Source organism: Hydrogenophaga aromaticivorans (genome assembly GCF_013387465.1).
In the GTDB taxonomy this organism is placed as follows: Bacteria; Pseudomonadota; Gammaproteobacteria; order Burkholderiales; family Burkholderiaceae_C; genus Hydrogenophaga; species Hydrogenophaga aromaticivorans.
The window spans coordinates 314,579-333,859 of record NZ_VYGV01000007.1 but is presented as its reverse complement, the minus strand read 5'-3'; the positions used below and the strand labels follow the sequence as shown (position 1 = coordinate 333,859).

Below are 19,281 nucleotides of genomic sequence, written 5' to 3'. Positions count from 1 at the left end.
CAGGGATACAGGCATCCACCATACGGTCGAACCCACCTGCCCGAACAGATGCCCGGGTCTGCACCGGGGTTGTTCCGACCACCGCCTGCCGGCTCTGCCGTCTGCGCCCGCAGGCAGCATTTCACACCCGCATTCCGTCGTTTCATCTCAAGGGGCTCGCGCCCACAAGGGGCCAACGGCACAGTCACGCCACGGTCCCCGCAACGACCGGCCAACCCAGGAGCCACCCATGAACGCCAGCACCTCTTTCTCGCTCTCGCCCGACCAGGAGCGCCTCGCGCAACGGCGCGTCAAGGCCCGCCTGGGCTGGTACACCCACGCCGTCATCTACGTCTGCGTCATCAGCGGCCTGACCGTGCTGGGCTGGTGGCAGGGCCACCTGTGGCCGGTGGCGCCGGCCCTGGGCTGGGGCTTCGGCTTGCTGATGCACGGCCTGGGCGTGTTTGGCTTCGGCGCCGGATCGGACCTGCGCCAGCGGCTGGTGGAGCAGGAACGCCAGCGCCTGTACGCCGCCTCCAACGGAAAACAACCATGACGAACCGCCCCGACCCTTCCATCGCCTGGTGGACCCTCACCCTGCTCTGCCTCGGCGTGGGCGCCTACGCCTGGTTGCTCTACGGCCTGCTGCCCGAGGTGCCGGCCACCGCGCCCGAGTTCCAGGCCAGCTTCGCGCGCCACCACCCCGCCGTGTTCTACGTGCACGTGATGGCCGCCGCCCTGGCGCTGCTGATCGGCCCCTGGCAGTTCCTGCCCGCGCTGCGCGCGCGGCATCCGCGCCTGCACCGCTGGCTCGGCCGCGTCTACCTCGGCGGCGGCGTGCTGGCCGGTGGCGTCTCCGGCCTGCTGCTGGCGCCCAACACCTTCGGTGGCCCGGTGGCCAACCTGGGTTTTGGCGTGCTCGCCCTGATCTGGCTGTTCAGCGGCTGGCGCGCCTACCGCGCCATCCGCCAGAGCCGGGTCGACGAACACCGGCGCTGGATGCTGCGCAACTTTGCGCTCGCCTGCGCGGCCGTGACGCTGCAGCTCTACCTGCCGTTGTCCTTCGTCAGCGGCCTGCCTCTGGCACCGGCCTACGCCGCCATCGCCTGGCTGTGCTGGGTGCCCAACCTGCTCTGGGCCGAGTGGCACATCTGGCGCACCGCGCCAGCGCCCGTCGCAGCCCGGCGGGGTGCTTTCGCAGGCTGAGGTCAGCGTGCCAGAATCGTCCGCGTCCCACCAACGGCTGCTGCTGCCCATGACCCTGCGCCCCGACCCCGCCCTGCTGCGCTGGCTGCCCCCCGACAGCCGCCGCGGCGTGGCGCAGCGCATGGGCATCGTCTGGGCCGTGGCGCTGCTGATCGCGCTGTTCCAGTGGGGTTCGGGCCACAAGAACCACAGCCTCGACGCGGCCCTGGTCTACAGCTACGCCATCAGCACCGCCATCTGGTTCCTCACCGACCCAGGCCGCATCGCACTGCACCGCCTGCTCGGCACGCAGGGGCCGCACTACTGGGGGCTGTCGCTGCGCATGATGGCCTACCTGCTGGCGGGCGTCGTGGTCGGCTACACGCTCGGCACCTTCGTCGGCGATGCCTACACCGGCCACTCCACCTGGGAGCTGCTGACCGTGTCGCCCCTGCGCTTCTTCGGTTTCTGGCTTTCCACGCTGGGCATCAGCCTGGGCTTCCTGTTCAGCTTCTACCAGCGCGCGCGCAACCAGGACCTGCAGCGCCAGGCCACCGAAGCACGGCTCAAGTTGCTGGAAACCCAGCTCGAACCGCACATGCTGTTCAACACCCTGGCCAACCTGCGCGCGCTGATCGCCACCGACCCGCCACGCGCTGTTCACATGCTCGACCGCCTCAACGACTACCTGCGCGCCACGCTGCGTGCCTCGCGCACCGACGGATCGAGCGGCAGCCACACCCTGGCCGACGAGTTCGCCCGTCTGCGCGACTACCTCGAACTCATGGCCGTGCGCATGGGGCCGCGCCTGTCGTACACGCTGGACCTGCCCGAGGCGCTGCAACGGCATCCGGTGCCGCCGCTGTTGCTGCAGCCGCTGGTGGAAAACGCCATCCGACACGGGCTCGAACCCAAGCTCGACGGTGGCCGCATCGACATCCGCGCCCGCACCGACGGCGCCGGGCAGCTGCTGCTGGAAGTGATCGACACCGGTGTCGGCATGGACACCGGCGGTGCCCCACCGAGCGGCAGCGGCTTCGGTCTGTCGCAGGTGCGCGAGCGCGTGGCCAGCCTGCCCGGCGGCGGACGCGTGGACCTGAGCGCGCAACCCGGCCACGGCGCCACGGTGCGCATCCACTTGCCCTTCGTGAACACACCCCAGCCATGAACGCCACCGCCCTCATCGCCGAAGACGAACCGCTGCTGGCCGCGGCGCTGCAGGCCGAACTCGCGCGCGCCTGGCCCGGGCTGCAGTTGCTCGCCACCGTGGGCAACGGTGCGGCCGCGGTGACGCAGACGCTGGCGCTGCAACCGCAGGTGCTGTTTCTCGACATCCGCATGCCCGGCCTGAGCGGCCTGGAAGCCGCCGTGCAGTTGGCCGAAGAATGGCCGGAAGGAGTCCCGGGCGCGGCGCCTTTCCCGGCCATCGTCTTCGTCACCGCCTACGACCAGTACGCCGTGCAAGCCTTCGAAGCGCAGGCGGTGGACTACCTGCTCAAGCCTGTGCAGCCCGAGCGCCTGGCGCGCACGGTGCAGCGCGTGCAGCAGGTGCTGGCGCAGCGCAACCCCGCCGAGGTCGCCGCGCCGCTCGAACACACGCTGACCCAGCTGCGCGCCCTGCTCGCGCCCGCAATGGCGGCCACGCCCAGCGAGCCCCTGCGCGTGATCCAGGCCAGCGTGGGTCAGCAGATCCGGCTGGTGCCGATCGACGAGGTGCTGGTGTTCGAGGCCGCCGACAAATACGTGCGCGTGCTCACCGCCAGCGAAGAGCTGCTGATCCGCACCCCCCTCAAGGACCTCACGCCGCAGCTCGACGCCAGCCTGTTCTGGCAGATCCACCGCGGCACCGTGGTGCGCTCCACCGCGATTCACAGTGTCAGCCGCGACGAAGCCGGCAAGCTCAGCCTGCGTCTGAGAGGGCGCACGGAGTCGTGGCCCGTGAGCCGGCTGTACGCTGGGCAGTTCAAGGCGATGTGAATGCCTGGCCTGTCGGGGTCTTGGTCGATGCGATGCGGGGGAACATCGGTCTTGTTCTCTCTTGCACCTCGCGATGCCAAGGCGTGTGCGCTCAGGCCACATCGCTTGAGTAAGGCGGTCGGTGCTTTGCACCGACTTCCCTGCGATGCTCGCGGCCGTGGCCCGTCGCACAACTCGCTGCGTTCGCTTCGCTCTCTCCGCTCAGACAAGTGCGACAAATCAGTTGACGAAGCGCGCTGCGCGCGCGGCCACGGCCACTGCGCTTCTCGGCGCCTCACACGGCGCGCTGCGGCCTGAGCGCACACGCCTTGGCAGAAAAGGTGTTGGCGCGCCACCGGGGCGTAACCATTCATCTCCTGCTGCGGCAGGCGCTGTCCGGTGGGGGCGATGTTCCGGGGTGGCTGTGTCCGCCAGCCTGGGGCCGGGCGCGCAAGTGCGCGCTTCGTTTCATGCTCGCGGCCATTGTCTGAGCGTAGAGAGCGCAGCGAACGAAGCGAGTTTGGCCGCGCCGGCCCCAGGCTGGTGGGCGCAGCGGAGTCGGCGCAACGCGCCGACCACCCCGGATGAGACCCCCACCGGGCAGCGCTTGTCGCAGCGCAAGGTGACGCACCACCAAGAAAAAACTAAAAACTGCCGGTGAACCGGTACCGCGCCGCCGGGTGCCACATCGCCGCCACCGACGCCACCTGCCCCTGTGAATGCGTCTGCCGGCGCAGCACCAGACACGGCTCCTCGGGCGCCATGTGCAGCATCTCGGCCACATCGCGCGACGGCAAGCAGGCCTCGATGACGAAGCGCACGCCCTGCAGCGGCGCCACGCGCATCAGGTAGGCGTTGGGCGTCTGGCTGGCGAAGTCTTGCGCAAGGTAGTCCGGCGCCACCGACGGGTTGACGTAGCGGTCTTCGACCTGGATCGGCTCGCCGTCCTCGAAGTGCACCACCACCGAATGGAACAGCGGCTGCTCGGCCTTCAGCCCGAACTGCCGCCCCAGCGCCTCGCCGGCCTTGGTGCGTTCGAGCTTATGCAGCTCGCTGCGGTGCACGTGGCCGCGCGCGGCAATCTCCTCGGCGATGTTGCGAATCTCGACCAGCGTGGCCTGGTACTTCTGCTGCGCCACGTAGGTGCCCGAGCCCTGCACCCGCTCCACGATCTGCTCGTCGCTCAGCTCGCGGATCGCGCGGTTCACCGTCATGCGCGACACGCCGAACTTGCGCGCCAGCGCCTCTTCGCCCGGGATCGCCTCGCCCTCCTGCCAGGTGCCGCTCTGGATCTGCGCCAGCACATGCTGCTTCACCCGCAGATAGGCGGGCTTGCGGTCGTCGGCGGCCGCGGCAGGCAAGGGGGTGGAACCGTTCGACATAGGGTTTTTACGGGGGTATCAACCGATGAAGTGGTATTGACAGGAGGGATTATGGCCAGATAAAGTTGTATATACATATCGTAGACAATAATTTCGATATGTATAGCCATACCGCCGAGACAGACCCGAGGAAACCGCCCATGAACACCCGCACCGCCACAGCGTCCAGCCCGCCCGTCCCCGCCGCCGCCTTCCTGCGCCTGCTGGCCTACAGCAGCATCGGCCTGGTGATGTTTTTCCTGCCGCTGGAGATCGCCGGCAAGACCACCATCCTGTTCGACCACGCCGCCACCTACCTCGCGCAGCAGCAGCGCAGCCTGTCGATCGCGCTGGTGCTGGCGCTCATGGCCTGGGGCGCGGCCGCGCCCTTCGCCCGGGGCAGCTGGCGCGCCAGCACCACCACCGCCGTGTTCAGCGTGCTCAAGGTGCTGGGCCTGGTGCTGGCGCTGATGTATCTGTTGAAACTCGGGCCCGCACCGCTGTTCGAAAAGGACATGCTGCCCTTCCTGTTCGACAAGCTCGCGCTCACCGTCGGCCTGATCGTGCCGCTGGGCGCGGTGGCGCTGGCCTTCCTGGTCGGCTTCGGCCTGCTGGAGCTGGTCGGCGTGCTGATGCAGCCCGTCATGCGGCCGATCTGGCGCACGCCGGGCCACTCCGCCATCGACGCCGTGGCCTCCTTCGTCGGCAGCTATTCGGTCGGCCTGCTGATCACCAACCGCGTCTACGTCGAAGGCAAGTACACGGCGCGTGAAGCGGCCATCATCGCCACCGGCTTTTCCACCGTGTCGGCCGCCTTCATGATCATCGTGGCCAAGACGCTGAACCTGATGGACGCGTGGAACTTCTACTTCTGGTCCACCTTCGTGATCGCGTTCGCCGTCACCGCCATCACCGCCTGGCTGCCGCCGATCTCGCGCATGGACAACAGCGGCGGCGTGAGCGACACCCTGCCCGCCGGGCGCAACCGCTGGCAAGCCGCCTGGGACGCCGGCCTGGCCCAGGCCAACGACGCACCACCCCTGTGGCGCGTGCTGCGCGACAACCTGCGCGACGGCCTGGCCATGGCCAGCGCGGTGGTGCCCACCATCCTCGCCGTCGGCCTGATCGGCCTGCTGCTGGCGCGCTACACCCCGGTGTTCGACGTGCTGGGCCTGTTGCTGCTGCCCTTCGTGTGGCTCGGTGGCCTGGCCGAACCGGTGGCCACCAGCAAGGCCCTGGCCTCGGGCCTGGCCGAGATGTTCCTGCCGGCCCTGATGCTCAAGGGCGCCGACCCGGTGGTGCGCTACGTCGCCGCCGTGGTCTCGGTCAGCTCGGTGCTGTTTTTCTCCGGCTCGATCCCCTGCGTGCTGGCCACGCGCATCCCGATCTCGCTGCGCCAGATGGTCGGCGTCTGGTTCGTGCGCACCGCGCTGAGCATCCTGCTCGCCGCCGGCGCCGGCCACATCGCCTTCGCCCAGGGCTGGATCGCCTGATCCCACCCCCTCTTCACCCCACCGATTTCTTCAAGGAGTTCCCCATGAACACCAACACCGACCCCCGCCTCGACCCCACCCGCGTCATCCGTGCGCCGCGCGGCAACACGCTGACCTGCAAGAACTGGATCGCCGAAGCCGCCTACCGCATGATCCAGAACAACCTCGACCCCGAGGTCGCCGAGAACCCGCAGCACCTCGTGGTCTACGGCGGCATCGGCCGCGCCGCGCGCGACTGGGCCTGCTTCGACCAGATACTCGCTTCGCTGAAAGACCTGAACGACGACGAGACCCTGCTGGTGCAATCAGGCAAGCCGGTGGGCGTGTTCAAGACGCATTCGAACGCCCCGCGCGTGCTGATCGCCAACAGCAACCTGGTGCCCAAGTGGGCGAACTGGGAACACTTCAACGAACTCGACCGCAAGGGCCTGTTCATGTACGGCCAGATGACCGCCGGCAGCTGGATCTACATCGGCAGCCAGGGCATCGTGCAGGGCACGTTTGAGACCTTCGTCGAAGCCGGCAAGCAGCACTATGGCAACGATCTCTCGGGCCGCTGGATCCTCACCGCCGGCCTCGGCGGCATGGGCGGCGCGCAGCCGCTGGCGGCCACACTGGCCGGCGCCTGCTCGCTGAACATCGAGTGCCAGCAGAGCAGCATCGACTTCCGCCTGCGCACGCGCTATGTGGACAAGCAGGCGCGCGACATTCACCACGCGCTGGAGCTCATCAAAGAACACACAGCGAAGAAGGAAGCCGTGTCCATCGCCCTGCTGGGCAACGCAGCCGAGGTGCTGCCCGAGCTGGTCAAGCGCGCGAAAGCCGGTGGCATCCGGCCCGACCTGGTCACCGACCAGACCTCGGCGCACGACCTCATCAACGGCTACCTGCCGGTGGGCTGGAGCGTGGCGCAATGGAAGGCTGCGCAGAAAGACCCGGCGCAGCACAAGCGGCTGACAGATGAAGCCGCACAAGGCTGCGCGGTGCACGTGCAGGCCATGCTCGATTTCCAGAGCATGGGCATCCCCACGGTGGACTACGGCAACAACATCCGCCAGGTCGCGTTCGACCAGGGCGTGAAGAACGCGTTCGATTTCCCCGGCTTCGTGCCGGCCTACATCCGCCCCATGTTCTGCGAGGGCAAGGGCCCGTTCCGCTGGGTCGCGCTGTCCGGCGATCCGGAAGACATCTACAAGACCGACGCCAAGATCAAGGAACTGTTCCCGAACAACCACCACACGCACCGCTGGCTCGACATGGCGCGCGAACGCATCGCCTTCCAGGGCCTGCCCGCGCGCATCTGCTGGCTCGGCCTGGGCGAGCGCCACATCGCCGGCCTGGCCTTCAACGAGATGGTGAAGAACGGCGAACTCAAGGCCCCGATCGTGATCGGCCGCGACCACCTCGACACCGGCTCGGTCGCCAGCCCCAACCGCGAGACCGAGGCCATGAAAGACGGCACCGACGCGGTGAGCGACTGGCCGCTGCTCAACGCCCTGCTCAACACCGCCGGCGGCGCCAGCTGGGTCAGCCTGCACCACGGTGGCGGTGTGGGCATGGGTTACTCGCAACACTCGGGCATGGTGATCGTGGCCGACGGCACCGACGCCGCGGCCGAGCGCCTGGCGCGTGTGCTGGTGAACGACTGCGGATCGGGCGTGATGCGCCACGCGGATGCGGGCTATGAGCTGGCGATTGCCACAGCGAAAAAACAAGGGCTCAAGTTGCCCATGATCGGATGACACTTCACACCATGACCACCTCCCTCACCCTCCACCCCGGCCAGATGAGCCTGGCCAATCTGCGCACCGTCTGGCAACAGGCCGTGCGCGTGGAACTCGGCGGCGAAGCCCAGGCCGCCATCGCGGCCTCGGCCGCCGCCATCCACGCCATCGTGCACATAGGCGACGCGGCCTACGGCATCAACACCGGCTTCGGCAAACTCGCCAAGACGCGCATCCCCGACGACCAGCTGGAGCTGCTGCAGCGCAACCTGATCCTGTCGCACTCGGTGGGGACAGGCGAACCCATGAGCGACGCCACCGTGCGCCTCGTGGTGCTGATGAAGGCCGCGAGCCTCTCACGCGGTTATTCGGGCGTGCGCCCGGTCGTGATCGACACCCTGCTCGCCCTGCTCAACGCCGGCATCACGCCGCGCATCCCGGTCAAGGGCTCGGTCGGCGCATCGGGCGACCTCGCGCCGCTGTCGCACATGACGCTGGCCCTGATGGGCGAAGGCGAGGTGCGCATGAACGGCGAGTGGCTGCCCGCCGCTGCGGCGCTGAAAGCCGCCGGCATCAACCCACTCACGCTCGCGGCCAAGGAAGGCCTGGCGCTGATCAACGGCACCCAGGTCTCCACCGCGCTCGCGCTGCATGGCCTGTTCATGGCCGAGCGCCTGCTCGAAGCCGGCACGGTGACCGGCGCGCTCAGCGTGGACGCGGCCAAGGGCAGCGACGCGCCGTTCGACCCGCGCATCCACGCCGTGCGCGGCCAGCCCGGCCAGATCGCCGTGGCCGCCGCCACGCGCGCCTTGCTCGCGGGCAGTCAGATCCGCCTCTCGCATGTGGTGGACGACGAGCGCGTGCAGGACCCCTACAGCCTGCGCTGCCAGCCGCAGGTCATGGGCGCCTGCCGCGACCTCATCAACAACGCCGCGCGCACCCTGCTCACCGAAGCCAACGCCGTCACCGACAACCCGCTGGTGTTCACCGACACCAACGAGGTGCTCTCGGGCGGCAACTTCCACGCCGAGCCGGTGGCCTTCGCGGCCGACACGCTGGCCCTGGCCATCGCCGAGATCGGCGCGATTTCCGAGCGCCGCATCGCGCTGCTGATCGACAGCACGCTGTCGGGACTGCCGCCCTTCCTGGTTGACAACCCCGGCCTCAACAGCGGCTTCATGATCGCCCACGTCACGGCCGCCGCGCTGGCCTCGGAAAACAAGTCGCACGCCCACCCCGCCAGCGTCGACAGCCTGCCCACCAGCGCCAACCAGGAAGACCACGTGAGCATGGCCACCTACGCCGGGCGCCGCCTGGCCGAGATGGCCGACAACACCGCCACCATCCTCGGCATCGAATGGCTGGCCGCCGCACAGGGCGTGGACTTTCACCGCCCGCTCGCCACCTCGCCGCGCCTGGCGCAGGTGCACGCCGCTCTGCGCGCCGAAGTGCCGTTCTACGACAAGGACCGCCTGTTCGCGCCTGATATCGAGGCCGCCCGCCGGCTGGTGCTGGAGGGTGCGGCCGGTGCAGCGCACCAGGACCTCTTCGCTTCCGTCTGGGCGGGCTGAACACGCGATGACCTCCGCGCGCAGCATCACCGTGGACAGCGCCCCGGCCACGCCGTGGCGCAACGGCGGTGGTGTCACGCGCGAGCTGCTGGCCTGGCCGGACCCGGCGGACTGGCGGCTGCGCATCAGCGTGGCCGACATCGCCGCAGACGGTCCGTTCTCGGCCTTCCCCGGCGTGCGCCGCTGGTTCACGCTGCTCTCGGGTGAAGGCGTGGCGCTGGACTTCGCCGAACAATCGCTGGCGCTGCGCCCGGGCGATACGCCATTGGCCTTCGACGGCGCTGCGGCGCCCGGCTGCCGCCTGATGGGCGGCCCGGTGCGCGACCTCAACCTCATGGTTCGCGGCGGCGCGGGCGGCATGGCCACCGTGTCGCCCGGCACCGCCTGGCAAGCGCCCGCTGGCGCCCAGGCCGGCCTGTTCGCGCGCGTGGCCGGCCGCTGGTCCAGCGGCGACCAGCAGCGCTCCCTGCCCGCCCTCAGCCTGCTCTGGTTCGACGCACCACCGCCGGGCGACTGGCGCTTTGAACCGGACGTCCCCGCACCAGCCATTGGCTGGTGGCTGCACCACATTCCCGAAGGCGTGACCCCATGACCACCACCCTCTGGCACAACGCCCGCATCGCCACGCTCGACCCCGCCCACGGCGCCAACGGCTGGGGCCTGATCGAAGACGGCGCCCTGCTCACCGCAGGCGGCCAGATCGCCTGGGTCGGCCGCAACCGCGGCCTGCCGTCACACGCCCGACCCGCTCACGAAATCGACCTCGGCGGCGCGCTGATCACCCCCGGCCTGGTGGACTGTCACACCCATCTGGTCTACGGCGGTCAGCGCGCGGCCGAATTCGAACAGCGCCTGAATGGCGCGAGCTATGAAGCCATTGCGCGCGCCGGTGGCGGCATCCGCTCCAGCGTCGCCGCCACCCGCGCCGCCAGCGAAGAGGCCCTGCTCGCCAGCGCCACGCAGCGCGCCCGCTGCCTCATGGCCGAGGGTGTGACCACGCTGGAAATCAAGTCGGGCTATGGCCTCTCGCTGGAAGCCGAAGCGCGCTGCCTGCGCGTGGCGCGCCGGCTCGGTGTTGATCAGCGCCTGGATGTGAGAACCACTTTCCTCGGCGCCCACGCCCTGCCACCCGAGTTCGAAGGCCGGCCCGACGACTACATCGCCGCCGTCTGCGCCTGGCTGCCCGACCTGCACGCCCAAGGCCTGGTGGACGCGGTGGATGCCTTCTGCGAGCACATCGGCTTCAGCCCCGCACAAACCCGCCGTGTTTTTGAAGCCGCCAAAGCCCTCGGCCTGCCCGTCAAGCTGCACGCCGAGCAGCTGTCCGACCAGGGCGGCGCCGCGCTCGCGGCCTCGTTCGGCGCGCTCTCGTGCGACCACCTCGAACACCTGAGCGAGGCCGGCATCGCGGCCATGAAAGCGGCCGGCACCGTGGCCGTGCTGCTACCGGGCGCGTATTACTTCCTGCGTGAAACCAAGCTGCCGCCCATCGCGGCACTGCGCGCGGCCGGCGTGCCCATGGCCGTGTCCACCGACCACAACCCCGGCACCTCGCCGGGCCTGTCGCTGCTGCTCATGGCGAGCATGGCCTGCACGCTGTTCCGCCTGACGCCGCTCGAAGCGGTGCAGGGCATCACGCTGCACGCCGCGCGCGCGCTCGGCCTGACGGACCGCGGCCAGCTCGCCGCCGGCCAGCGCGCCGACTTCGTGGCCTGGGAGCTGGACCACCCGAACGAACTGGCCTACTGGTTTGGCCGCAACCCCTGCCGCCGCGTGATCGCGGCGGGCCTGGAGCGCACATGAATCCGACAGAAACTTTTGCATGGCGTGGCCGTGACGACGCCGAAGAAACCGGCGTCAGCACCCGCTGGCACCATCGCGTGCAGCCCGCCGCTGCACACAGCACCGGCGGCGTCACGCTGATCGGTTTTGCCGTGGACGCTCGCGCTGCGCGGTGCGCTGGCCAACCTGCCGGTGCTCGGTGAACCGGCGCTCTGGGACGCGGGCGATGTGGGCTGCGCCGACGGCGCGCTCGAAACCGCGCAGGCGCAACTGGGCGAGCGCGTGGCCGAAGCCATGGCGCGCGGCAGCCTGCCGCTGGTGCTCGGCGGTGGCCACGAAATGGCCTGGGGCACGTTCCAGGGCATCGTGCAGGCCCGGCCCGACGCCAGCCGCCTGCTGGTGGTCAACCTCGACGCGCACTTCGACCTGCGCGTGGCCGCCCAGGCCAACTCGGGCACGCCGTTCCGCCAGATGCACGACTGGTGCGCCGAGCGCGGCCAGACCTTCAACTACCGCGTCTTCGGCATCAGCCGCTTCGCCAACACCCAGGCCCTGTTCGACCGCGCCCACGCCATGGGCGTGCGCTACTGGCTCGACGACAGCCTGCAGGACGCCGCCGGCCTGCGCGATGCGCAGCAGGCGCTGGCGATTGACCTCGCGCGCAGCGACGCGGTGTACCTCACGGTGTGTCTGGATGTCTTGCCCGGTGCGCAGGCGCCGGGGGTCTCGGCGCCAGCGCCGCTGGGCGTTCCGCTGGCGCAGGTGGAGCGGCTGATCGATCAGGTGCTGGCGTCGGGCCGCGTGGTCGCGGCCGACATCGCCGAACTCAACCCGTCGCTGGACCGCGATGGCCTCACCGCCCGGGTGGCGGCGCGGCTGGCGGCGCGCATCGCCCGCAGCCGCGGCGCCTGATCGCTCGAAGCAGCCGGTATCTATTCAATAAGCCGATCTGAAAGGACATATGAAGAATGAAATATGATATTCGGTTATCTATTCATATTTTCATTCAATGCCCGCCACCAACCCGCCTGAAAACGCCGCACTGACCCGCCTGCGCGAACTCGGCGGCGTGGCCAGCAGCGCCGAGCTGCAGGCCCGGCTGGGCGTGAGCCAGGCCACCGTGTCGCGGCTGCTCGCGCCGCTGCTGCGCAGTGGCCGGGTGCTCAAGGTGGGGGCCGCGCGCTCTCAGCGTTACCTGCTGCCGCGCGCCATCGAAGGCGTGGGCAGCGAAGTGCCCATGATGCGGGTGGACGCACAAGGCCGGGCCAGCCCCTTCGGCCGCATGGTGCCGCTGCCCGGCGGGCGCTTCTGGGTCGACGAGGTCGACGGCCTGAGCCAGCTGCACGACGGCCTGCCCTGGTTCCTGAACGACATGCGCCCGCAGGGCTTCATGGGCCGCACCTTCGCGCTCGCCCACCCCGAGCTGCGCCTGCCCGACGACCTGCGCTACTGGAGCGATGACGACGTATTGAAGGCGCTGGTGCAGGCCGGCGACGACCTGCCCGGCAACCTGATCGTCGGCCAGCCCGCGTTCGAGCGCTTCCACACGCTCGCGCAGCGCGCCTCGCGCGTGAGCGACCCCGAGCTTGAGTACCCGGCGCTCGCCGAGCAGGCCATGCAGGGCACGCTGCCCGGCTCGTCGGCAGGCGGCGAACAGCCCAAGTTCTGCACCGTGTTCAACGGGCAGGCGGTGATCGTGAAGTTTTCGCCCGCGGGCGATGCCCCGGCCGACCAGCGGATGCGCGACCTGCTGGTCTGTGAACACCTGGCGCTGCACACGCTGGCGCAGGCTGGCCTGCCGGCGGCGCAAACGCGCATCGTGGCGGCGGGTGGTCGGGTGTTTCTGGAAGCGCAGCGTTTCGACCGCACGGCGCGTGGCCGCATCGGCATGGTCTCGCTGCTGGTCTACGACTCGGAATACGTGGGCCAGATCGACGACTGGGCCGCCACCTCGCTGCGCATGGTGCAGCGGGGCCTGCTGACCGAAGAAGACGCCAGCCACCTGCGCGTGCTCGAAGCCTATGGCGCGCTGATCGCGAACACCGATCGTCACTACGGCAACATATCTTTGCTTCTGGACAACGACGACTGGCGCCTCTCGCCCACCTACGACATGCTGCCCATGCTGTACGCGCCGGTGAACGGCGAACTGGTCGAGCGCCGTTTCAGCGAACGGCCCCTGCACCCCACGGCCAACACCCTGGCCGAATGGCCGCAGGCCCGTGAACTGGCCCTGCGGTTCTGGGCTGCGGCGGCGAGCGACGCCCGCATTTCAGAGGGCTTTCGCGCCACCGCCCGGGCCAACCACGGCACGCTGCGCCAGCTCTGAGCGGCTGGGCGCAGCGGGCCCGTCAGTCTTCAGCGGCGGCGGTCGTCGTCGTCCCAGCGACCATCACGGTGGTCGTGGCGGTCATGGCGCCAATCGCGGCGGTCGTGGCGGCGGTCATGGCGCCAGTGTCGGCGGTCGTCCCAGCGCGGACCGTAGCCCCGGCCCGGGTGGCCCGGGTAGTAATACACCGGCGCTGGCGCCACCACCACCGGCCGCACGTAAGGGTACGGATACGGCTGGTGCTGGATCACATAGGGCTGGTAATACACCGGCGGTGCGTTCGTCACACCCACGGCCACACCGGGGGCGTGCAACCCGATTGAGAATTGGACGTTGTCGCGCGCTTGCGCGGTACCGGTGGTGGCGGCCCAGCCGGCGGCAGCCAGCGCCAACAGCGCCAGACCCTTGGCCAGTCCCGAGCTGCGGCCCCATGGCGTTTTGAAAGTCATCGTGTTCATCGTGGTTGCTCCTGTTGACGGTGCCTGTCTGGTCACCGTGTGTCTATTACAGGAGAATCATCCGCGTTCTGTACCGCATGCACAGTCAAAGACGTTGCCAAAAGTAACGCACGACCGTCAGAAAGGGAGGTAAAAAATGACCGACATCACCACACGGCCGCAGGAAGTGCTCGACTTCTGGTTCGGCGACGGCCTGCTTCGCGACTGGCCCACCAGCGACCGCAATGCGCTGTGGTTCGGCGGTGGCGCCGCGCAGGACGCGCTGATCACGCAAAACTTCGGCGCCCTGGTCGAGAGCGCACTCGGCGGCGGGCTCCACGACTGGGAGGCGCAACTGGCGTCGCGCCTCGCGCTCATCGTGGTGCTCGACCAGTTCACCCGCAATATCTTCCGCGGTCAGGCACGCGCCTTTGCCGGCGACGGCCGCGCGCAGCAGCTCGTGCTGCAGTCCCTCGCGCTGGCGCAAGACGCCGAACTCCCGCGCGTGGGCCGCGTGTTCCTCTACATGCCGCTCATGCACGCCGAGCGGCTGGAGCTGCAGGACGAATGCGTCGCCCGCTTCACCCACCTGCTCGCCACCACCACGCCCGAGCTGCGCGACACGCTGGCCGGCAACCTGCGCTACGCCTACCAGCACCACGACATCATCAAGAAATTCGGCCGCTTCCCGCACCGCAACGCCGCGCTCGGCCGCGTGAGCACGCCCGAAGAAGAAGCCTTCCTGAAAGACGGCCCGCGCTTCGGCCAGTGAAGGCGCGCGGTGCTATCGTGGCGAGCCCCCTGGCCCACGCAACCGACGCCATGCCGAACACCCTGGTCATCCACGCCCACCCGCACCCGCGCCGCTCGCTCGTCACGCAGCGGCTCCGGCGCGTCTTTGACAACGCGCCCGACACCACCGTGCGTTCGCTCTACGAGCTCTACCCCGACTTCGACATCGACGCCACCGCCGAGCGCGAAGCGCTTGCGGGCGCGCAACTCGTGGTGTGGCTCACGCCGATCCACTGGTACAGCGTGCCCTCGCTGATGAAGCACTGGTTTGACCAGGTGCTGGTGCACGGCTGGGCCTATGGCGACGGCGGCAACGCCCTGCGCGGCAAGACCGTCTGGTGGGTCGCCAGCGCCGGCGCCAGCGCGTCGGCCTACACACCCGGCGGTGAACACGGCCGCCCCTTCGCCGACTTCATCGCGCCCATCGAACAGACCGCCCGCTACTGCGGCATGCACTGGCTGCCGCCCTACGTGGTGCACGCCGGTCACATGGTCAGCGACGCCGAGCGCGAGGCCAGCTGCGCCCCGCTGGTGCAGCACCTGCAAGCCCACCGCAGCGCGCTCGCCCTGTCCACCGCCGAAGGGGCCGCAGCATGACCCAGGGCATCCTGTTCCTGCTCGCCGCGCTGGTGTTCGTGCCGATCGCGGTGAAGCTCGGCCTGGGCTCGGTGCTCGGCTATCTGGTGGCCGGCATCGTGATCGGGCCGGTGGGTTTTGCGCTGGTGAGCGACCCGGCCGCCATCCTGCATGTGTCCGAGCTCGGCGTGGTGCTGATGCTCTTCGTCATCGGGCTGGAACTGGAACCCAAGCGCCTGTGGGCCATGCGCGCGGCCGTGTTCGGCGGCGGCGCGCTGCAGATGCTGCTTTGCGCCGCGCTGCTGTTCCCTCTCGGCCTGATGCTGGGCTGGACCTGGCAGGCCGCGCTGGTGGGCAGCCTGGCGATGGCGCTTTCCAGCACCGCCATCGTCGTCGGCCTCCTGCAGGAGCGTCACCTCATGGCCGTGCCCGTGGGGCGCAACGGCTTTTCGATGCTGCTGTTCCAGGACATCGCGGCCATCCCGCTGCTGGGTCTGGCCGCGGCGCTGGGCACACAGTCCGCGCCCGACGTGAACGCGGGCCATGGCAGCGGCGGGCCGTTGCTGCAGATCGCCGCCGTGGTGGGCGTCGTGCTGGCGGGCCGCTACGTGGCCTACCCCGCCATGCGCTTCATCGCGCGCATGCAGGTGCGCGAGCTGTTCACCGGCTTTGCGCTGCTGCTGGTGCTGGGCGTGGCCCTGCTGATGCAGACCGTGGGCCTGTCCATGGGACTGGGCGCCTTCCTGGCCGGTGTGCTGCTGGCCAGCTCCGAATACCGCCACGCGCTGGAGAGCGACATCCTGCCGTTCAAGGGCCTGCTGCTCGGCCTGTTTTTCATCGCGGTCGGCATGAGCATGCAGCTCGGCCTGGTGCTCACGGCGCCGCTGCAGGTGGGCCTGGGGCTGGTGCTGGTGGTGGCGTTGAAGGCGCTGGGCCTGTGGCTGCTCGGCCGCGCGGTCGGCCTGCGCGGCAGCCAGCGCAAGCTGCTCGCCGTGCTGCTTTCACAGGTGGGCGAGTTTGCGTTCGTGGTGCTGGCCGCGGCCAAGGCCTCGGCGGTCATGCCCGCGGCCGATGCCGACCTGCTCACCCTCATTGCCGCGCTGTCCATGGTGAGCACGCCCTTGCTGCTGATCGCCTACGACCGTTGGGGCTGCCCCGAAAGCGAGACCCGCCCCGCCGACACCATCGAAGACGAACACCCGCCCGTGTTGCTCGCCGGCTTCGGCCGCTACGGCCAGATCGTGGCGCGCGTGCTGCTGAGCGCGGGCATCAGGCCCACCGTGATCGACCACGACGCCGACACGGTGGATTCCGCGCGGCGCTTCGGCTTCAAGGTGTATTTCGGCGACGCCACCCAGCCCGACCTGCTGCACGCCGCCGGCATCGCCCACGCGCAGGCGGTGGTGATCGCCATCGACGACCCGGTGCAGTCCAACCAGCTGGTGCACGAGCTGCGCCAGTCACACCCGAACCTGCCCATCCTCGCCCGCGCCTACGACGCCGTGCACGCCATGGAGCTGGAAGAAGCCGAGGTGCACCACGTGCAGCGCGAAGTGTTCGAAAGCTCGCTGCGCAGCGCGCGCGCCACGCTGGAGCTGCTGGGCTTTGACCGCTTCCAGGCGCGCGAACTGGCCGACGACTTCCGCCGCTATTCGAACCACTTCCTGAAAGCCGCGCGCGCCAGCCGGCACGATGAAGACGACTTCGTGCAGCGGGTGCGCGAGTCGCGGGAACAGTTTGAGAAACAGATGCAGCAGGACCTGCAACGCCAGGCCGGCCAACGCGCCGGGACCGGCTGGATCCAAAGTGACTAGGGCCTGTTCACACGGCTTTTCCTAGGCGTGGCCGAGCACCAGCAGCGTCAGCGCCGCCCCCACCAAGGCGGCTATCAACAGCGCCAGCACCTGCATCGGCACCGAACGCTCGACCGGCGCCGGCGCGAGTTCGGCGGCCTCCGTGCGGCTCCAGGGAATGCCCTCCACATCCGTGCCCTCTGACCGCGGTTCACCCGCGCCCACCCGCGTGGGGCTGCCGGGCAAGGCCCAGCTCGCCCACAGCGCATGGGCCTGCGCCGGCACGATGGCGCCCTGGTTGACCGCGTTCTCCACGTCGGACCAGCCCAGCTGCACACGCACCGACGGCAGGAAAACATCCTCCATCTGGGTCGCTTCCCAATGCGTCTGCTCGTCCATCATCACCGTGTCCGGGTTGTCCGTGTTCATTCTTTTTGCAACCTTTTTCATTCGTCCTCAGGCCAGACCCGACGATAGCGGAAAACGCCCGCCACTGGCACCCGGATGAACGCCCCTCGTCGGCTGTCCCGGGGCGCACCCGCGGCATATTGCACACCGCAGACGATTGTGGGCTCCAAAAGCCGGCTTTATGTGACACCTGCATGGCGCCCGCCGCGCGCGGCATAACCTGCCCCGCGCCCTTTCTAGAATGCGCCATGACCCCGCCCCTGCCCGCCCTGCTCGACCAGATCCACACCGAAGCCCAGGCCCTCTACGGCAAGGGCCGCGTGGCCGACTACATCCCCGCGCTGGGCGAAGTGCCGCCGCGCCAGTTCGGCATGGCCGTGGCGCTGGTCAGCGGCGAAAGCCACACCGTGGGCGATGCGCAAGTGCCTTTCTCGCTGCAGAGCATCACCAAACTCTTCACCTTCGTCATCGCCCTCAAGCTCATGGGCGAAGGCCTCTGGCAGCGCGTGGGCCGCGAGCCCTCGGGCGCGGCGTTCAACTCCATCGTGCAGCTCGAAACCGAAAACGGCATCCCGCGCAATCCGTTCATCAACGCCGGCGCGCTGGTCATCACCGACATCCTCACCAGCCGCTACGCGCACCTCGACTACGCCCTGCTCGGCGCCCTGCGCCGCCTGGCCGACGAGCCCAACCTGCACTGGAACCCGCGCGTGGCCAAGAGCGAGCGCGACACCGCCCACCGCAACATGGCCATGGCCTACTTCATGAAGAGCCACGGCAACTTCCAGAACGCGCCCGAGCTGGTGCTCGACAACTACTGCCGCCAGTGCGCCACCGAGATGAACTGCCAGCAGCTCGCCCAGGCCACGCTCTTCCTCGCCAACGGCGGGCGCGACCTCGCCATGGACGGCCAGCCCGACGAACTGTTCCTGGGTGCCGACGACACCCGGCGCGTCAACGCCCTGCTGCTCACCTGCGGCGCCTACGACGCCGCGGGTGACTTCGCCTACCGCATCGGCCTGCCGGTGAAAACCGGCGTGGGCGGCGGCATCGTGGCCGTGGTGCCCGGCGTGGGCACGGTGGCCGTGTGGTCGCCCGAACTCGACGCCAAAGGCAACTCGGTGCTCGGCGCCTTCGCGCTGGAGCGGCTGGTGGCACTCACCGGCTGGGGCCACACCACGCTCTGACGCCTGCGCGGCCTGGCCCGGGGCGAAACGGGGGGTTCTGGACTTTGTTCACTGCTTTATGTAGCAGAATGAACTACAAAATTTCAAAACCCTTCGCCATGCAAAGCCCCAGCCACCCGACCCTTGCCCGCCTTTCTGCGCTGCCTGTCACCGCGCTCCTGGCCCTGACCGTGACCGTGAGCGCTTGCGCCGCCGGCCCCAAGGCAGCCCCAACCGCCACCCCCGTCACCCACCACTGCAAGCCCCAGGAAACCGTGGGCTTCTCCTGCGAGCTGCAAGACCGGCGGGTGCTGTCGTTGTGCGGATCGTCGGATTTCGACCAATTCAAGGGGGAGGCCAAGGACAACCCCGGGTATGCCTATGTCGCCATTGGCACAAAGCAGGGCCAAGTGCAGTTCACCTACCCCCCCAACCCCGAGGACTACAAAAAGCACATGTATTTCTGGGTGTCCATATCCGCGTGGCCTCACATGTTTGTGGCAACGGACAAAGGGTCGTTTATGCACTTCAGCCTGGATATCGAGTCACCAGCCGATGCAAATCCAGAGAACGCGCCTGAAGGCTGGCCACTGAGCGCAATCAAAAGCGGGTCGCTCTGCGCCCGCCGGATCAACCGGGACCACATTGATTCCTACATGGCTCAGATGATCAACAAGGCTGATTGGGAACGCTCCCGCAACAAAAGCACAGGCCAATGACGCCGGAGGT

The 19,281-nt window shown here is 69.0% G+C and carries 18 protein-coding genes and 1 pseudogene; 16 read left to right on the top strand and 3 right to left on the bottom strand.

Features of this window, described 5'->3' with window-relative positions; all coding sequences use genetic code 11:
• Positions 1–229 precede the first annotated feature (229 nt).
• From F3K02_RS11515 to F3K02_RS11500, 4 genes are read left to right on the top strand one after another with little or no spacing between them, the layout of a single operon-like run.
• Positions 230–535 carry a 2TM domain-containing protein gene (locus tag F3K02_RS11515; protein ID WP_177135741.1) on the top strand — a complete coding sequence of 102 codons (306 nt, stop codon included), beginning with the start codon at positions 230–232 and terminating at the stop codon, positions 533–535.
• The gene (locus tag F3K02_RS11510) at positions 532–1,185 is read left to right on the top strand and encodes a DUF2306 domain-containing protein (protein ID WP_177135740.1); all 654 of its coding nucleotides are present in this window, start codon (positions 532–534) and stop codon (positions 1,183–1,185) included. Before F3K02_RS11515 ends, F3K02_RS11510 begins: the two co-directional genes overlap by 4 nt.
• 7 nt (positions 1,186–1,192) lie before the next feature.
• Positions 1,193–2,332, top strand: coding sequence for a sensor histidine kinase (locus F3K02_RS11505; RefSeq protein ID WP_343067070.1), 1,140 nt, complete (start codon positions 1,193–1,195; stop codon positions 2,330–2,332).
• Complete coding sequence (locus tag F3K02_RS11500; RefSeq protein WP_177135739.1) at positions 2,329–3,141, top strand: LytR/AlgR family response regulator transcription factor; 813 nt, start codon at positions 2,329–2,331, stop codon at positions 3,139–3,141. The genes F3K02_RS11505 and F3K02_RS11500 overlap by 4 nt, the downstream gene beginning before the upstream one ends.
• Positions 3,142–3,764: 623 nt before the next feature.
• Here F3K02_RS11500 and hutC read toward each other — a convergent pair.
• Complete coding sequence (gene hutC / locus F3K02_RS11495; RefSeq protein WP_177135738.1) at positions 3,765–4,502, bottom strand: histidine utilization transcriptional repressor HutC; 738 nt, start codon at positions 4,500–4,502, stop codon at positions 3,765–3,767.
• 140 nt (positions 4,503–4,642) lie between these two features.
• Between hutC and F3K02_RS11490 the strand changes: the two genes are divergently transcribed.
• The 7 genes and pseudogenes from F3K02_RS11490 (at position 4,643) to yjjJ (ending at position 13,380) form a co-directional block, all read left to right on the top strand.
• Positions 4,643–5,974 (top strand): YjiH family protein, encoded by a 1,332-nt coding sequence (locus F3K02_RS11490; RefSeq protein ID WP_177135737.1) that lies wholly within the window; start codon positions 4,643–4,645, stop codon positions 5,972–5,974.
• A 44-nt stretch (positions 5,975–6,018) separates the two neighbouring features.
• Positions 6,019–7,716, top strand: a complete 1,698-nt coding sequence (hutU, locus tag F3K02_RS11485) for a urocanate hydratase (RefSeq protein ID WP_177135736.1) — start codon at positions 6,019–6,021, stop codon at positions 7,714–7,716.
• Between the two features lie 11 nt (positions 7,717–7,727).
• Positions 7,728–9,269 carry a histidine ammonia-lyase gene (gene hutH / locus F3K02_RS11480; protein ID WP_177135735.1) on the top strand — a complete coding sequence of 514 codons (1,542 nt, stop codon included), beginning with the start codon at positions 7,728–7,730 and terminating at the stop codon, positions 9,267–9,269.
• 7 nt (positions 9,270–9,276) lie between these two features.
• A complete protein-coding gene (locus tag F3K02_RS11475; RefSeq protein WP_177135734.1) occupies positions 9,277–9,861 on the top strand; it encodes a HutD/Ves family protein in 585 nt (194 codons plus the stop codon).
• Positions 9,858–11,072, top strand: coding sequence for an imidazolonepropionase (gene hutI, locus F3K02_RS11470; protein ID WP_177135733.1), 1,215 nt, complete (start codon positions 9,858–9,860; stop codon positions 11,070–11,072). Before F3K02_RS11475 ends, hutI begins: the two co-directional genes overlap by 4 nt.
• Positions 11,069–11,963: pseudogene (hutG, locus tag F3K02_RS11465) on the top strand (formimidoylglutamase). Before hutI ends, hutG begins: the two are co-directional and overlap by 4 nt.
• Before the next feature lie 97 nt (positions 11,964–12,060).
• Entirely contained in the window at positions 12,061–13,380 is a 1,320-nt protein-coding gene (yjjJ, locus tag F3K02_RS11460) for a type II toxin-antitoxin system HipA family toxin YjjJ (protein WP_177135732.1), read from the top strand.
• Positions 13,381–13,409: 29 nt separating this feature from the next.
• Here yjjJ and F3K02_RS11455 read toward each other — a convergent pair whose 3' ends face one another.
• Positions 13,410–13,838 (bottom strand): hypothetical protein, encoded by a 429-nt coding sequence (locus F3K02_RS11455; RefSeq protein ID WP_177135731.1) that lies wholly within the window; start codon positions 13,836–13,838, stop codon positions 13,410–13,412.
• 136 nt (positions 13,839–13,974) lie between these two features.
• On the opposite strand from F3K02_RS11455, the gene F3K02_RS11450 reads away from it, so the two are divergent.
• Genes F3K02_RS11450 through F3K02_RS11440 form a run of 3 tightly spaced genes read left to right on the top strand, consistent with a single transcriptional unit; the run spans position 13,975 to position 16,999 of the window.
• Positions 13,975–14,589, top strand: a complete 615-nt coding sequence (locus tag F3K02_RS11450; RefSeq protein ID WP_177135730.1) for a DUF924 family protein — start codon at positions 13,975–13,977, stop codon at positions 14,587–14,589.
• Positions 14,590–14,639: 50 nt separating this feature from the next.
• Positions 14,640–15,206: a glutathione-regulated potassium-efflux system oxidoreductase KefF gene (gene kefF / locus F3K02_RS11445; protein WP_177135729.1), complete on the top strand. Its 567-nt coding sequence runs from the start codon at positions 14,640–14,642 to the stop codon at positions 15,204–15,206.
• Positions 15,203–16,999, top strand: coding sequence for a monovalent cation:proton antiporter-2 (CPA2) family protein (locus F3K02_RS11440; protein ID WP_177135728.1), 1,797 nt, complete (start codon positions 15,203–15,205; stop codon positions 16,997–16,999). Before kefF ends, F3K02_RS11440 begins: the two co-directional genes overlap by 4 nt.
• Positions 17,000–17,020: 21 nt before the next feature.
• Here F3K02_RS11440 and F3K02_RS11435 read toward each other — a convergent pair whose 3' ends face one another.
• On the bottom strand, positions 17,021–17,407 hold the full coding sequence (locus F3K02_RS11435; RefSeq protein ID WP_177135727.1) for a hypothetical protein: 387 nt from the start codon (positions 17,405–17,407) through the stop codon (positions 17,021–17,023).
• A gap of 227 nt (positions 17,408–17,634) precedes the next feature.
• Between F3K02_RS11435 and F3K02_RS11430 the strand changes: the two genes are divergently transcribed.
• Positions 17,635–18,573, top strand: coding sequence for a glutaminase (locus F3K02_RS11430; RefSeq protein ID WP_177135726.1), 939 nt, complete (start codon positions 17,635–17,637; stop codon positions 18,571–18,573).
• Between the two features lie 68 nt (positions 18,574–18,641).
• The gene (locus F3K02_RS11425; RefSeq protein ID WP_177135725.1) at positions 18,642–19,271 is read left to right on the top strand and encodes a hypothetical protein; all 630 of its coding nucleotides are present in this window, start codon (positions 18,642–18,644) and stop codon (positions 19,269–19,271) included.
• Positions 19,272–19,281: the final 10 nt, after the last annotated feature.

Excerpts from the sequence above, each read along its gene's own strand:
- F3K02_RS11500 (WP_177135739.1), top strand. The coding sequence starts at position 2,329 with ATGAACGCCACCGCCCTCATCGCCGAAGACGAACCGCTGCTGGCCGCG.
- F3K02_RS11450 (WP_177135730.1), top strand. The coding sequence starts at position 13,975 with ATGACCGACATCACCACACGGCCGCAGGAAGTGCTCGACTTCTGGTTC.
- yjjJ (WP_177135732.1), top strand. The coding sequence starts at position 12,061 with ATGCCCGCCACCAACCCGCCTGAAAACGCCGCACTGACCCGCCTGCGC.
- F3K02_RS11435 (WP_177135727.1), bottom strand. The coding sequence starts at position 17,407 with ATGAACACGGACAACCCGGACACGGTGATGATGGACGAGCAGACGCAT.
- F3K02_RS11490 (WP_177135737.1), top strand. The coding sequence starts at position 4,643 with ATGAACACCCGCACCGCCACAGCGTCCAGCCCGCCCGTCCCCGCCGCC.
- F3K02_RS11515 (WP_177135741.1), top strand. The coding sequence starts at position 230 with ATGAACGCCAGCACCTCTTTCTCGCTCTCGCCCGACCAGGAGCGCCTC.
- F3K02_RS11425 (WP_177135725.1), top strand. The coding sequence starts at position 18,642 with ATGAACTACAAAATTTCAAAACCCTTCGCCATGCAAAGCCCCAGCCAC.
- hutI (WP_177135733.1), top strand. The coding sequence starts at position 9,858 with ATGACCACCACCCTCTGGCACAACGCCCGCATCGCCACGCTCGACCCC.
- F3K02_RS11455 (WP_177135731.1), bottom strand. The coding sequence starts at position 13,838 with ATGAACACGATGACTTTCAAAACGCCATGGGGCCGCAGCTCGGGACTG.
- hutH (WP_177135735.1), top strand. The coding sequence starts at position 7,728 with ATGACCACCTCCCTCACCCTCCACCCCGGCCAGATGAGCCTGGCCAAT.
- F3K02_RS11475 (WP_177135734.1), top strand. The coding sequence starts at position 9,277 with ATGACCTCCGCGCGCAGCATCACCGTGGACAGCGCCCCGGCCACGCCG.
- hutU (WP_177135736.1), top strand. The coding sequence starts at position 6,019 with ATGAACACCAACACCGACCCCCGCCTCGACCCCACCCGCGTCATCCGT.
- hutC (WP_177135738.1), bottom strand. The coding sequence starts at position 4,502 with ATGTCGAACGGTTCCACCCCCTTGCCTGCCGCGGCCGCCGACGACCGC.
- F3K02_RS11510 (WP_177135740.1), top strand. The coding sequence starts at position 532 with ATGACGAACCGCCCCGACCCTTCCATCGCCTGGTGGACCCTCACCCTG.
- kefF (WP_177135729.1), top strand. The coding sequence starts at position 14,640 with ATGCCGAACACCCTGGTCATCCACGCCCACCCGCACCCGCGCCGCTCG.
- F3K02_RS11430 (WP_177135726.1), top strand. The coding sequence starts at position 17,635 with ATGACCCCGCCCCTGCCCGCCCTGCTCGACCAGATCCACACCGAAGCC.
- F3K02_RS11440 (WP_177135728.1), top strand. The coding sequence starts at position 15,203 with ATGACCCAGGGCATCCTGTTCCTGCTCGCCGCGCTGGTGTTCGTGCCG.